13 protein-coding genes are annotated in these 12,959 nt (G+C 64.1%); 2 read left to right on the forward strand and 11 right to left on the reverse strand.

Annotated elements, in window-relative coordinates:
* Positions 1-336 precede the first annotated feature (336 nt).
* Together XcyCFBP4188_RS18835 and XcyCFBP4188_RS18840 are read right to left on the reverse strand one after the other, a co-directional pair.
* The gene (locus XcyCFBP4188_RS18835; protein ID WP_006452636.1) at positions 337-750 is read right to left on the reverse strand and encodes a VanZ family protein; all 414 of its coding nucleotides are present in this window, start codon (positions 748-750) and stop codon (positions 337-339) included.
* On the reverse strand, positions 738-1,991 hold the full coding sequence (locus XcyCFBP4188_RS18840; protein ID WP_172839279.1) for a class I SAM-dependent methyltransferase: 1,254 nt from the start codon (positions 1,989-1,991) through the stop codon (positions 738-740). The genes XcyCFBP4188_RS18835 and XcyCFBP4188_RS18840 overlap by 13 nt, the downstream gene beginning before the upstream one ends.
* Between XcyCFBP4188_RS18840 and XcyCFBP4188_RS18845 the strand changes: the two genes are divergently transcribed.
* On the forward strand, positions 1,990-2,727 hold the full coding sequence (locus XcyCFBP4188_RS18845) for a pteridine reductase (protein ID WP_043910734.1): 738 nt from the start codon (positions 1,990-1,992) through the stop codon (positions 2,725-2,727). The genes XcyCFBP4188_RS18840 and XcyCFBP4188_RS18845 overlap by 2 nt on opposite strands.
* 139 nt (positions 2,728-2,866) lie before the next feature.
* On the opposite strand, the gene folK is transcribed toward XcyCFBP4188_RS18845, so the two are convergent.
* From folK to XcyCFBP4188_RS18870, 5 genes are all read right to left on the reverse strand, one after another.
* A complete protein-coding gene (gene folK / locus XcyCFBP4188_RS18850) occupies positions 2,867-3,415 on the reverse strand; it encodes a 2-amino-4-hydroxy-6-hydroxymethyldihydropteridine diphosphokinase (RefSeq protein WP_104592625.1) in 549 nt (182 codons plus the stop codon).
* A gap of 93 nt (positions 3,416-3,508) precedes the next feature.
* A complete protein-coding gene (locus XcyCFBP4188_RS18855; RefSeq protein ID WP_006452632.1) occupies positions 3,509-5,011 on the reverse strand; it encodes an ATP-binding response regulator in 1,503 nt (500 codons plus the stop codon).
* Between the two features lie 3 nt (positions 5,012-5,014).
* Entirely contained in the window at positions 5,015-5,455 is a 441-nt protein-coding gene (locus tag XcyCFBP4188_RS18860) for a response regulator (protein WP_006452631.1), read from the reverse strand.
* Complete coding sequence (locus XcyCFBP4188_RS18865) at positions 5,452-7,263, reverse strand: sensor histidine kinase (RefSeq protein WP_006452630.1); 1,812 nt, start codon at positions 7,261-7,263, stop codon at positions 5,452-5,454. The genes XcyCFBP4188_RS18860 and XcyCFBP4188_RS18865 overlap by 4 nt, the downstream gene beginning before the upstream one ends.
* Positions 7,264-7,540: 277 nt before the next feature.
* Complete coding sequence (locus XcyCFBP4188_RS18870; protein ID WP_006452629.1) at positions 7,541-7,912, reverse strand: BON domain-containing protein; 372 nt, start codon at positions 7,910-7,912, stop codon at positions 7,541-7,543.
* A 150-nt stretch (positions 7,913-8,062) separates the two neighbouring features.
* Between XcyCFBP4188_RS18870 and XcyCFBP4188_RS18875 the strand changes: the two genes are divergently transcribed.
* Complete coding sequence (locus tag XcyCFBP4188_RS18875; RefSeq protein WP_006452628.1) at positions 8,063-9,133, forward strand: oxidoreductase; 1,071 nt, start codon at positions 8,063-8,065, stop codon at positions 9,131-9,133.
* Between the two features lie 54 nt (positions 9,134-9,187).
* On the opposite strand, the gene gnd is transcribed toward XcyCFBP4188_RS18875, so the two are convergent.
* From gnd to XcyCFBP4188_RS18895, 4 genes are all read right to left on the reverse strand, one after another.
* A complete protein-coding gene (gene gnd, locus XcyCFBP4188_RS18880) occupies positions 9,188-10,129 on the reverse strand; it encodes a phosphogluconate dehydrogenase (NAD(+)-dependent, decarboxylating) (RefSeq protein WP_074058285.1) in 942 nt (313 codons plus the stop codon).
* A gap of 20 nt (positions 10,130-10,149) precedes the next feature.
* Positions 10,150-11,451: a hypothetical protein gene (locus tag XcyCFBP4188_RS18885; protein ID WP_104592626.1), complete on the reverse strand. Its 1,302-nt coding sequence runs from the start codon at positions 11,449-11,451 to the stop codon at positions 10,150-10,152.
* Positions 11,452-11,576: 125 nt separating this feature from the next.
* Positions 11,577-11,957, reverse strand: coding sequence for a glycine zipper 2TM domain-containing protein (locus XcyCFBP4188_RS18890; RefSeq protein WP_023905143.1), 381 nt, complete (start codon positions 11,955-11,957; stop codon positions 11,577-11,579).
* Positions 11,958-12,081: 124 nt separating this feature from the next.
* The gene (locus XcyCFBP4188_RS18895; protein ID WP_167393572.1) at positions 12,082-12,885 is read right to left on the reverse strand and encodes a DUF2242 domain-containing protein; all 804 of its coding nucleotides are present in this window, start codon (positions 12,883-12,885) and stop codon (positions 12,082-12,084) included.
* Positions 12,886-12,959: the final 74 nt, after the last annotated feature.

Below are 12,959 nucleotides of genomic sequence, written 5' to 3' on the forward strand. Positions count from 1 at the left end.
CGTATATCGCTTGCTGCTCATAGACACCTCCGAATCGACCATTTTCCATGGCCTTGAGATGTCTAGGAAACCCTGGGCGTATCAGTGAGTCGAGCGCGCGGTGCCCTCACCAAACAGTTTGCTGGTTGCTTGAAAACATGCACACCGACCATCTCGACTGGTCCTTGCCCGCCCACCGTCGCGGGACCTTACGCGGCATGGATGCCGCGTAAGAACCTACATGGACGTACTTGCGGCGTGTCCCGCGACGGTGGGCGGGCAAGGGCCCTGCAGCCAAACTGCAGCCCTGAGCACTACGTTTTGCCAGTCATTCCAAAACCGCAAAACACAGAAAAATCAGCGCGCCCCAAACACCCGCTGATCCACCCGCAACATCACCAATCGCAGCCGCGTCCACGCAAGACACAACCCGGCAAGGATGCCCAAGGTATCGGCCAGCGCATCGTAGGGATCAGCACTGCGATTGGTCGTCAATGAACCTTGCGCAATCTCGATACCGATCCCCAGCAACACCAACCCGAACGCCGCAAACAACAACGCCCGACGTGTGGCGAACAATTGCACCGCACCCCAACACAACAACGCGAACGTCAAAAAGTGCTCGGCCTTATCGCTGTTGGAAGGTAGCTCCGGAAACTCTGGCGGTGGCCCCAGGCACACCGCAATCACCACGAAAATTGCCGCGATCCACAAACCCACCCACAACCACGGCCGATGAAACGGACGCAGCGCAGACGTTACAGCCGCCATGTGAGATCGCCCGCCAGAAATGCAGGCGCAAAATCGACATCGCGCGCAAAACCCATCACCTGGAATCGCTCGCCCATTTCGCTGGGCAAGGTCAAGCGTTTGATCTGCTCGCGCAAGCGCATGCGCCCCACCTCATCGGTGCGCGTATCGGCCTGGGCCAGCAATGCATCCAGACCGTTGCCGAGCAGAAAGCTCGATTGCGTGCAGTAACCGGCCAACTCGAAACCGGCACCGGTGCCGGCCTCGGCCAATGCCGTGAAGTCTACCGACGCGGTCAGATCCTGCAGACCCGGCCAGCGATACAGATCTTCATGCATGCGATGGCGATAGAACGCACGCAAGGTGCCGTCTTCGCGTTGTGCACGATAGAACTCGCCACGCGGGTAACCGTAGTCGACAAACAACATCGCTCCGCGCTTCAGACCACCGGCCACCGCCTGAATCCAGTACGGCAACTGCGGCAACAACTCCGAACGATAGCCATCGGCGAAGGGCTGCTGCAGATAGCGCTCCAGATGACGCACCGCTGCACCCAGCAACGCATCGGCCGGCTGCTCGCCACGTGCAAACTGCTGCTGCGCATCCAGCACCACGGTTTCCTCATACACCTGCCCATCGCGCAGTGCGAAGCGCGGCGTGGGCAATGCATCGATCACTTCGTTGGCGAACAGCACGCCGTCCCAATCGTCCGGAAACGGTGCATCCAGCCACTCAACCAGATCGAACACCGGCGGTATCAGCGTGCGCCCCAACCGCTCGCGCTGACGTTCGCGCAAGTCTGCACTGGGCTCCAGAATCGCGTAACGCTCGGGCAGCGCATCCAGCTCGAGCAGGCGCTTGAGCGTGACTTCGGCAAATGCGCCGCTGCCACCGCCTACTTCGAGCACGCGGGCAGTTGGGCCAAGTTGCTGCAACACCGGCGCCAACGCACCGGACACGGTCGCTGCGAACAGCGGCCCAAGCTCGGGCGCAGTGACGAAATCGCCGGCCTCGCCAAATTTGCTGGAGCCGGCGCTGTAATAGCCAAGACCCGGCGCATACAGCGCCAGCTCCATGAAACGCGAGAACGGGATCGCACCACCGGCAGCGGCGATTTCGGCGCGCACATGCGCAGCCAGGCGGTCGCTATGCGCCAAGGCGTCCGAATCGGGAATGGGGAGGTCGGCGTGCATGCGGGCACCGGTTGCGGGGACAATGCACAGGATAGCCGAGCCCTTTGCAACGCCGAGCGAGTACGCCATGACAGACAGTTCCAAGGTGGTCTTGATCACCGGCGCAGGCCGCCGTATCGGCGCCCAGATCGCCACCACCCTGCATGCGGCAGGCTATCGCGTAGCCTTGCATGCACACCGCTCCGGTGAGGCGCTCAGCGCGCGCGTGGCCGCGTTGTGCGCGCAACGCGCAGGCAGCGCACTGGCCTTGCACGCCGATCTGCGCTTGCCGGAGGCACCGGCGCAACTGGTCGCCGACTGCATCGCCGCATTCGGCCGCCTGGATGGCGTGGTCAACAACGCCTCGGCGTTCTATCCCACCGCGCTGGGCGAAGCGACCGCAGCGCAATGGGACGAGTTGTTTGCAGTCAACGCGCGCGCGCCGTTCTTCATCGCCCAGGCTGCGGCCGCACAACTGCGCCAGCACCGCGGTGCCATCGTCAACCTCACCGACCTGCATGCCCAGCAACCGATGCGCAATCACCCGCTGTACGGCGCCTCCAAGAGCGCGCTGGAAATGCTGACGCGCTCGCTCGCACTGGAACTGGCACCGCAGGTGCGCGTCAATGCGGTCGCCCCCGGCGCGATTCTGTGGCCGGAAGAAGGCAAGTCTTCCGACGCCAAGCAGGCCCTGCTCGCGCGCACGCCGCTGGCACGCATCGGCACGCCCGAAGAGATCGCCGAGGCAGTGCGCTGGTTGCTCGATGAAGCCAGCTTTGTCACTGGCCATACCTTGCATGTGGACGGTGGCCGCCAGCTCAGTTGAGCAACTGTCCAGGCGGCCAGGCGTGCTGCCGCGCACACTCGCTCCATGTGCGCTGCGGATAACGCGCTACCTGCAGACTCGACCATGACGGTTCCGGGCGGCATCTTTCACGCCTGCCTACGACGATCCGCAAGCGTTGTCAGTCACGCCTTGCCGGTACTGCAGCGCTGCGCCACTGCGCCACAGCCGCCGCGACGGGGGCCGCATCCAGCTCCACCGTCGTAAACGCGGTGCCGTGTTGCGAGTGCGACTGCCACAGCGCCGCCAGCGTCTGCCCGCTCAACGGGTCGATGAAATCGGGTGCGATATCGGCCAGCGGCTTCAACACGAACGCATGCTTGAGCTCCGGCCGCGGAATACGCAGATGCCCGGGCCCTTCGATGATGCAATCGCCGAAGAACACCACATCCACATCCAGCGTGCGGTCGCTGAAACGCGGGCCGCTGCGGTCGCGGCCGTGCGCGTCTTCCAGCGCATGCAGCCAATGATCGAGCGCGTGCAGATCCAGATCGGTGTCCAGCACCACCGCGCTGTTGACGAAATCCGGCCCGTCGAAGCCCACCGCCGGCGTGCGGTACGCAGGCGACACGTCGAGCTGGCCAAAGCGCGCGCGCAAGGCGTCGACGGCCAAGCGCAGGTAGTGGGTCGGCTGGACATTGCTGCCGAGGCTGAGAAGCACGGTGGTCATGCGTTATTCGCGCATGCGGCCGGCGTGGGCGTCAACTGTTGCAATCGCATTGCACTTGAACAAGCACGCCCGCAACGCGCGAAAACCCCTGGATCAGGCCATTTCGAGCGCGTGCGACACGGCACGGAACACCCGGCGCATTTCCAGCGGCTTGCGCAGCACATGCACCGGGATATCCGCCGGAAAGTGCATCCGCTGCAGCGGCGCACCGACATCTTCCAGCACGATCGCCGGGCCCTGATAGCCCAGCTCCTGCATGCTCAACAGCACGCTCACGGCCGAGAGCAGAATGATGTCGCTGTCGATGATCACCAGGTCGGGCATGGCGTGTGGCTGCACCAGTTGCAGCGCGGCCGCGCCATCGGTGGCCAGCTGCGGCTGATAGCCCTGGCTGGACAGTGCATTGCCCAGCAGCGACAGGCGCGTGGCTTCGCCGTCCACCAGCAGGATGCGTTGCCCATGGCCCAGCGGCAGCGGCGGCTCGGTGTCGGCAATCGCCACCGCGTTCGAGCGCATCGGCACCAGCATGTCGAAATGCGTGCCCTCGCCCAACCGGCTGTCGACCAGGATGCTGCCGCCGTAGCTTTCGATGATGCGCTTGCACGAAATCAGCCCCAGCCCGGTGCCATCGGCCTTGGTGGTGAAGAAGGGGCTGAACAAGCGTGCGCGGGTTTCATCGCTCATGCCCACGCCGGTGTCGGCCACGCTCATGCGCACACGCGCATCGTCATGGCGATCGGCCGACAGAATCAATGTGCCGCCACCTGGCATCGCCTGGATCGCGTTCAAGCCCAGGTTGAGCAGGCATTGCTGCAGTTCGGTGTAATTGGCCTCGATGGTCAGATCCAGGGCGATCGTCTCCATCTGCAGGCGCACGCCATCGGGCAGGCTGCTCCTGAGCAGCATCTGCACGCCCTGGAACAGACTGGCGACGGACACCTGCTCGCGCGGCTTGTTGGAGCCGCGCACGAACGAGAGCATCGACTCGGCCATCTCATGCCCGCGCCGGCCGCACTCGGCCACCACCTTGGCCAACTGACGCAGCTGCGGGTCATCGGTGCGCCCGGCCAGCAGGTCGGGCACGATCAACAACGGCTGCAGAATATTGCGCAGGTCGTGACTCAAGCCGGCCGCCAGCATCGCCAGGCTTTCCAGCCGCTGTGCGCGCATCAGCTCGCTCTCCACGCGCTGACGTTCCAGGTCGGCACGCGCTTCGCGGATCGCGCGGATCACCGCACTCGGCAAGCGGGTCGGGTTGTGCTTGATGATGTAGTCGTTGGCGCCGTCCTGCAGCGCCTTGACCGCAGTCTCCTCGCCCATGGTGCCGGAGACGAAGATGAAGGGCGTGGCGCCGTTCTGGCGCACCAGACGCAGTGCCTGGTGGCCGGAAAACCCGGGCATGCTCAGATCCGACAGCACGATGTCCGGCTGGAATGCATCCAGCGCGCTGCGCAGCGAGCGTTCGCTGTCCACGCGCTCGAACGCCGCGTCGATGCCGGCATCCAGCAGCTGATCGGACAACAGCTCGGCATCTTCCGGTGAATCTTCCACCAGAAGGATCTTCAGCTGCTCCAGTTTGCCACCCTCTTGCAGCATGGTTCAGTCCAGCTCCGGTGCCTGATTGATGACCGCCCAGAACGTGCCGAGCGTCTTGACTGCATTGAAGAACTGATCGACATCCACCGGCTTGACCACATAGGCATTCACGCCCAGGTCCCAGCTGCGGGCCAGGTCGCTCTCTTCGCGCGAGGACGACAGGATCACAATCGGCAAGCGCTTGAGCGTCTCGTCGCCGCGCACCTGCTTGAGCACTTCCAGGCCATCCAGCCGCGGCATCTTGATGTCCAGCAGCAACACCGCCGGCAAGCCTTCCTCGCGATCGGCGAACGCGCCACGACGCAGCAGGTAGTCCATGGTTTCCACACCGTCTTCGACGTGCACGATGGGGTTGGCCAGGCGGGCTTCACGCAGGGCGTCGACCGCCATTTCTGCATCGGCCGGGCTGTCTTCTGCCAGAAGAATGGTACGGATGGCACTCATGCATTGAACTCTTGGTTGGGCGCTTCATGCGCAGGGGGAAGCACAAAATGGAACGTGGCGCCCTCGTCGACGACACCCTCGGCCCAGACCCGGCCGCCGTGGCGCGTCAACACGCGCCTGACGCTGGCCAGGCCAATGCCGGTACCGGCGTATTCGCTGGCCTTGTGCAGACGCTGGAACACACCGAACAACTTTGCGCTGTACTCCATATCGAAACCGGCACCGTTGTCGCGCACGCTGAATTGATGGCCGCCGTCCGGCAGCGGCCGGTAGCCGACCTCGATCTTGGCCACTTCGCGCTTGGCGCTGTACTTGACCGCATTGCCCAGCAAGTTCATCCACAGCTGGCGCATCATGTTTTCGTCGGCCACCAGCACCGGCAGCGGGGCGATATGCCATTCCACACGGTGGCCGGTGTTTTCGCTCTGCACGCTGGAATCCAGGATCGCGCGCGTCTCCGACACCAGCGATTGCATGTCCACCGCCTGCAGGCGCAGCGCACTGCGGCCCAGGCGCGAATACACCAGCAGATCGTCGATCAGCGACGCCATGCGCCGCGCCGAGCTGCTGATCACTTCCATGTAGTGACGCGATTTTTCGTCCGCCGCATCGCCCAGGTGACGCGCCAGCTTGTCCGAAAAACCGGCCACATGCCGCAACGGTGCGCGCAGATCGTGCGAGACCGAATAGCTGAAGGCTTCCAGCTCGCGGTTGACCTCGGACACCTGATCGACCTTGCCTTCCATCTGCCGGTTGAGTTCCTGGATGCGCTGTTGCGAGGCTTTCTGCAGGCTGATGTCGCTCACCGTCATCAGCACCACATCTTCGTCGTTGGTATCGGGCAACGGCATGCGTCGCGCGTTGATCAACATGGTGCGCAGCACACCATCGGCGCCGCGCTGCTCATGTTCGTAATCCCACAACTCGCGGTCGCGCAGCAACACGTCGGCAAGCCGCTGATGAATCTGCGCATCGCGCCACACGCCCTCGCCCACGTCCTCCAGCGACATCGATTCGTTACCGCGCTCTTCCAGGCCATACAACTCGGCGAAGGCCGGGTTGTGCAGCATGATGCGCTGTTTGTCATCCAGCAGCACGATCGGCTCGCGCACGGTCTGCAGCACCGAACTGGCGCGGCCATTGGCACGCAGATATTCCTGCTCGGCCGCCAGGCGGCGGCGGATCTGCCGCTGCAGCAACCAGATCACCGTGCCCAACAGCAGCAACTGCACGGCCAGCGTCGCCCAGCTCAATACCGCGTAATGCGTGCGTTCTTTGGCGGCGCGCGTACTGCGCAGTTCCAGCAACTTGCTTTCGGCGCTTTGCAACTCGTCGATCAACAGCCGGATCGGGTTGTTCAAGGTCATGTCGTCGATCAGCGCACGGATCAGCGCCGGATCGGTCGCCACGGCGATACGCTCGGCCAGTAGCAAGCGGCGCTCGATCGTGCTCTGGATACGCCCCATGCGCACTTGCTGAGCCGGGTTGTCCTTGGTCAGCACGATGAGCTGATGCACCGCCGCCAGCGCTTCACGCCGGCCACGCCGCATGCGCTCCAGCAAGGCAGGGCGCACCACACCATGCGAGCGCATCAGCGCCGCCGATTCGGTGTCGCGCATCGCCGCTTCCAGACGCTGCGCGGTCTCCTGCACGTCCTGGCTATGCGAGACCCACACCGCAGCCTGATTGGCGTTGTGCGCCATCTGCTGCAACAGCAACGATGGCACCACCACAATCAGGAACACGGCAACTGCCAGCAAAGGCAGGCGCCAGCGATCCCATCTGTCTGCTTGGACCGTTGTCTGCATTACTCGATCTGTATCCGCTCGCTGCAAGGACCCGAAGGCGCGCCGGTATTATCCCCGACCAGACCCAAGGTGAGATTAATGATTCAGATTTGTCACGCCGATCCGCGACATAGCTGAATGGGCATATCATAAGTGCAGCAAACGTGAAAATGGTGAGAGCGAACGCCACCTGTCGGCTGGCCTGCGACACACCAACAAAAAAGGCGCACTCCGTAGAGTGCGCCTTCGTGCTCAGGCCAACCGCCTCGTCGCGGCGGCCCGGCATCCGTGACTGCGATTACTTCTTCGCAGCAACAACCTTCAGACCCACCGACTTGACGCTCTTGACGCCTTCGATGCCCTTGGCCACAGCCACGGCCTTGTCGTGCTCGGCCTTGGTCGCGACCGAACCGGTCAAGGTCACGATGCCGTTCTTGGTCTCGACCTTGACGTCGGTACCCGACACGTTGTCGGTGGCCAGCAGATCGGCCTTCACCTTGGTGGTGATCCAGGTGTCGGTCACCGGCTTCTTGGACTCGTCCATGCTGGCAGCGTGGTCCTTGTGATCGGCATGTTCCTGCGGCGCCGCGAATGCCTGCGAGGCACCCAGCGTCAGGCCGAGCGACAGCGACAGAGCCAACAGCGTGCGTGCATGCGTCATGTTCTTCATCCGATACCCCTTCCAGTGAATGTGGCCGCAGTCTGCAGTGGCGCTCGTCGTGCAGGTGTGACTGCCGGATGCAGAGGTTGTGAACCTGGCGCACACGGCTGTGTGCAATACCATGCACGCTTCCTCAGTCGTTGCGATGAACCGTTTTCAATGCCTAAACCGTTCAATCTGGCCGTCGTCGGCTATGGCTATGTCGGCCGCACCTTTCATGCCCCGCTGATTGCCAGCACGCCGGGTTTGCAGTTGCACAGCGTGGTGTCGTCCAAGCCGCAACAAGCGCAGGCCGACTTCCCCGACGTGGCCGTGCTTGCCGATCTGGAAACCGCGTTGGCCGACCCCGCGCTCGATGCGGTGGTGCTTGCCACGCCCAACCAGACCCATGCCCCGTTCGCCTTGCAGGCACTGGCCGCCGGCAAGCACGTGCTGGTCGACAAACCCTTCGCACTGGATGCCGCACAGGCGCGCGAGGTGGTGGACGCCGCTGCAGCGGCCGGGCGCATCGTCAGCGTGTTTCAGAACCGCCGCTGGGACGCAGACTTTCTCACCGTGCGCCGGCTGATCGACGAAGGCCAGCTGGGCGAAGTGGTGGAGTTCCATTCGCACTTCGACCGTTACCGCCCGCAGGTGCGCGACCGTTGGCGCGAGAGCGACATCCCCGGCGCCGGGCTGTGGTACGACCTGGGCCCGCATCTGCTCGATCAGGCACTGCAATTGTTCGGCACCCCGCAGGCGATCAGCGCGGATCTGCAGCGCCAACGCAGCCAGGCACGCAGCGACGATTATTTCCATGTGACCCTGCGTTACCCGCGCCTGCGCGTGATCCTGCATGCCGGCTCGTTGGTGGCCGACAGCAGCCTGCGCTTTGCCGTCCACGGCACTCGCGGCAGTTATCTCAAGCACGGGCTGGATACGCAGGAAGACCAACTCCGCGCCGGGCGTCGCCCGGGCACCGCCGGCTGGGGTGTCGACCCGCTGCCCGGCACCGTCACCCGCGTCGATGAAGAAGGCCGCGTGCACACCCATCAACCCGACACCCTGCCCGGCGACTATCGCAACTGCTACGCCGCATTTCGCGATGCATTGGCCGGCACCGGCCCGGCACCGGTCAGTGGTGCAGACGCCGTGCAGTTGATGGAACTGCTGGAACTGGCGCAACGCAGTGCCGCGTCGGATCAGGTGCAGTGGCTGGATGGTGCCGGCGCCACGTCTGGCGACCGCTGAAACGACTGCGCGCCCGCAAGGCAGGCGCGCATGACTGCTTCACTCGCTGACGCGTTACGCGTCCTTGCTGCCGATTGTCGGCGATGTCGCGGTGGTGGTCATCACCGCATGCCCACCGAACTGGTTGCGCATCGCCGCCAGCAACTTGTCGGTGAACGAATCCTTGTCGCGCGAGCGCAACCGCTCCATCAACGACAGCGTGATGATCGGCGCAGACACTTCCAGATCGATTGCCTCGGCCACCGTCCAGCGGCCTTCGCCCGAATCGGCCACGAACGGTGCGATGCCGGCCATGCTCGGGTTGTGCGCCAGCGCATCGGCGGTGAGATCCAGCAACCACGAACGCACCACACTGCCATCGCGCCAGATCTCGGCGACCTGGTGCAGATCCAGCGCGAAATCGGTCTTGTGCTGCATCAGCGCAAAGCCTTCGGCATAGGCCTGCATCATTCCGTACTCGATCCCGTTATGGACCATCTTGGTGAAGTGGCCGGCACCGCTCGGGCCAACACGGCCCCAGCCCTTGTCCGCTGCCGGCGCCAACGTGGCCAGCATCGGATGCAGCGTGGTCACTGCCGCCTCGTCGCCGCCCACCATCAGGCTATAGCCTTCCTGCAGACCCCAGACGCCACCGCTGGTGCCGCAGTCGACAAATGAAACACCGCTGGCCTGCAACAGCGCGGCACGGCGTTGCGAATCCTTGTAATACGAATTGCCGCCATCGATGACGATGTCGCCGGCCTGCAACAACGGCAGCAGCTGCGCCAGGGTGTCATCGACGATCTTGCCCGCCGGCACCATCAACCACAGCACCCGCGGGCTCGGCAGCGCCGACACCAACGCTGCCAGCGCATCGGCAGTGACAATGCCCTTGGCCTGCGCACTGCTACGCGCGCCCTCGCCCGGGTCGTAGCCATGCACGCGATGCCCGCCGTGCACCAGGCGCTCGGCCATGTTGGCGCCCATGCGGCCCAAACCCACCATACCCAGTTCCATAATCGCTCCTCATGATCTGATCAGTGCAGGGTGCCACGCCGGGCGTACGCTGGCGTGGCGGAATTCTCAATGGATCGTTCCGCAGCGGTGCCGGCGCTGCACTGTTGCAGCTGCCAATCGATCCAGCGCCAGTACAAGGTGCTGCGCAAATTGTGCAGGGTCAGGTCGATGGCATACGGCGTGCGCGGATTGCGGTCGAGCAGTCGCGCCACGTGATAGCCGATCGGCTTGACGCCCTTGGGATGCACGTAGACCAGAAAGCCTTGATAGAACGGATCGTCCAGCAATGTCTGCAGCGTCTGCAGCTGTGCCTGTTGTTGCGCATCGAGCGTGGCGCGCAGCTGCGCATCACGCTCGTACAGCAAACGCTCGAAGCGGCGCTTGCCCCGCCCGCGCAAGTCCTTGGCCAGTTCCCAGATCTGTCGATTGAGCGCGTCGTAATGCGCAAAGCCGCCGTGCTGCGCCAACGCCTGCGCCGCCGCATCGCTGACATCCACCACCACGAAGTTTTCGGCCTGGTTATGGATGTCGTCCAGATACGCCTTGTCGAACACATGCGCGATAAACCCCGGCGCACCGACAAATGCCTGGCGCCCCAGTTGCGCCGTCTTGACTGCCTTGCCGTCGGCAAAGAATTCGCCGGCATGCGCACCCAGCAAGATGCTGTCGGTGTCGTGCAAGGTCAAAAAGGTACCGATCGACAACTCGCCAGGCGTAAACACCTGATCGAATCCGGCATCGCCATACAGCTCGCGCTGCGTGGCCAGCTGCGCCACCTGGCGCCCCACCCCGCATTCGGAGCGCACCTGGCCGCTGTAGAACGCATCCAGCGCCTGCGCATTGCTGCCACGCGGCTGATAGCCGCGCCCGAAACTGCGAAAACCGCTCCAGCCCTGCGCCGCTGCACCACGCCAGCCAAACCCGATCCAGCCCAGTTGCACGGCCGAAAACCGATAGTGCGGGTTGTCTTGCAGCTGCGTCGTTGCACGCCGCGTGGCCGCGCCGACTTCAAAGGCATAAGCGCACTGTGTGGCGGAATCGTTCAGCAAGGCCTTTAGCGCTGCGCCGCGTTGTTGCGCGTTCCAATTTAGTGGAAGCATCAGCTGCAGGTCGCCGGCGGCGCGTGCCTGCGCGAGCGAGCCGCGCGTACACGGTTCTCCACGTTGGATCACCGGCGCAGTGACCGCAGCGCTGCGGATGTCCCAGCCCAGACGCCGCAGCAAGGCTTCGACGCAGTCCACCCCTGCAGCGTTTGCTGCCTCACTCGGCGCGGCAACGGCGACCTGCAGCAATTGCGCGGCCAACAAGGCCAGAGAAAACATCCCGTTGCGGCAAGTGCGAAAAAAACTCATCGCTGCGATGTGGTGTGGATCGACAACACGGCGCTGCACCCTCAAACGTAGAAAGCCCCGGCATGACCGGGGCTCGTAAATTCAATTCAGCAGATTCAACGACGTTCGCAGACGCGCTCGACCTGACGATTGCCGTTGGCTTGCTGACGATTGCCCTGGATGGTGCGGCCCGCAGCACCGCCGGCGACTGCACCGGCCACGGTTGCCAACTTCTTGCCGTTACCGCCACCTACCTGATTACCCAGCAGACCACCAACCACTGCGCCTGCAACGGTGCCGCCGACGCGATTGGGGTCGGTCGAATTCTTCTGCACTTCGACATTGTGGCAGCGCACGCGCGTGCCGTCGTTGAACTTACGGCCTTCATCTGCTTCCGTATAACGGTGCTGACGCGAATGGGTCTGGGCCTGCGCGAAGGTGCTCGTCGCCATCAGGCCGATCAAGGAAATACCCAGCAGGGAATTGCGCATCTTCATCGTGGTCTCCGTCGTTCTCGCCCACTCGGCGAGTCATGACTGCACTCTCGCGGCTCGGTCGAGAACGCAACGTGAAGCGCGCAGCCGGCTATTCAGGTTCCGGAGCGAAGCGTGAACTCTGACGTCACGGCTGAGTTGCGGGCTCGGTCTGCGGCACGTTCGCCGGCGTGGATGCAGGTGCCGGTGCAGGGGGCGGATCCTGGGCCTCGACCGGTAGCGGCGCAACCGGCGGCTGTTCGACGGTTGTGGAAGCAGACGTTGCGGCAGTGGCCGGCACTGCAGTCGCGGGCGTTGCAGCCGCTGCGGTCGGCACAGGTGCCGCCGCAGGTTTGGCCGCTGCCGGATGCGGCGGTGCAACCGGTGCGGGGGCCGCACTCGCAGCGGCAGGCACGGCCTGGGTCACATTAGGCAGATACGAGTTCAAACGCTCGAAAAAGCGCTTGTAGAAGGCCGCGTCCTGCACTGTGGTGGTGGACACACGCACCAGCGAGTCGCCGGTACTGCCCACCGGCAGCGACAACGAGCCCAGCACGCCGACACCGACGCTGGCCGAGGTCGAACTCTTCTTCAGCGCGTAACGATCCTGCAGCGCGCTCACGAAGACCTGCGCCTTGCCGCCCTCCTGCGTGGCACAGGAAATCCGCAGATTGAGCTGCTCGCTCTGGTCGGCCTCCTTGAGCTGGAAGTTCTTGCTGCCTTCCACGCCTGCGGCATCGGCGCGCGTGACCGCGTAGCCCTGGCTCAACAACACGCGCCGCGCGGCCTCGCAAGCCTGCACCGAGGTGGCCGCCACACTGCGCGAATAGGTGTCGTCGGAATTGAACGACTCGCGCATCAGCATCGTGTCGCCCTTGCTGCCACCGCAGCCAGCCAGGGTTGCCAGCGCGCCAAACAGCGCAGTGCGCGCGATCAGGGAAGAACAAGACATAGAAAATTTCCGGCATCCGAAACCGGCAACGAGCATAGCCGCAACCCATGTGCGCGTGGCGTGGCGTTGCCGGA

The organism is Xanthomonas hortorum pv. cynarae, assembly GCF_002939985.1.
GTDB classification, from domain to species: Bacteria; Pseudomonadota; Gammaproteobacteria; order Xanthomonadales; family Xanthomonadaceae; genus Xanthomonas; species Xanthomonas hortorum_D.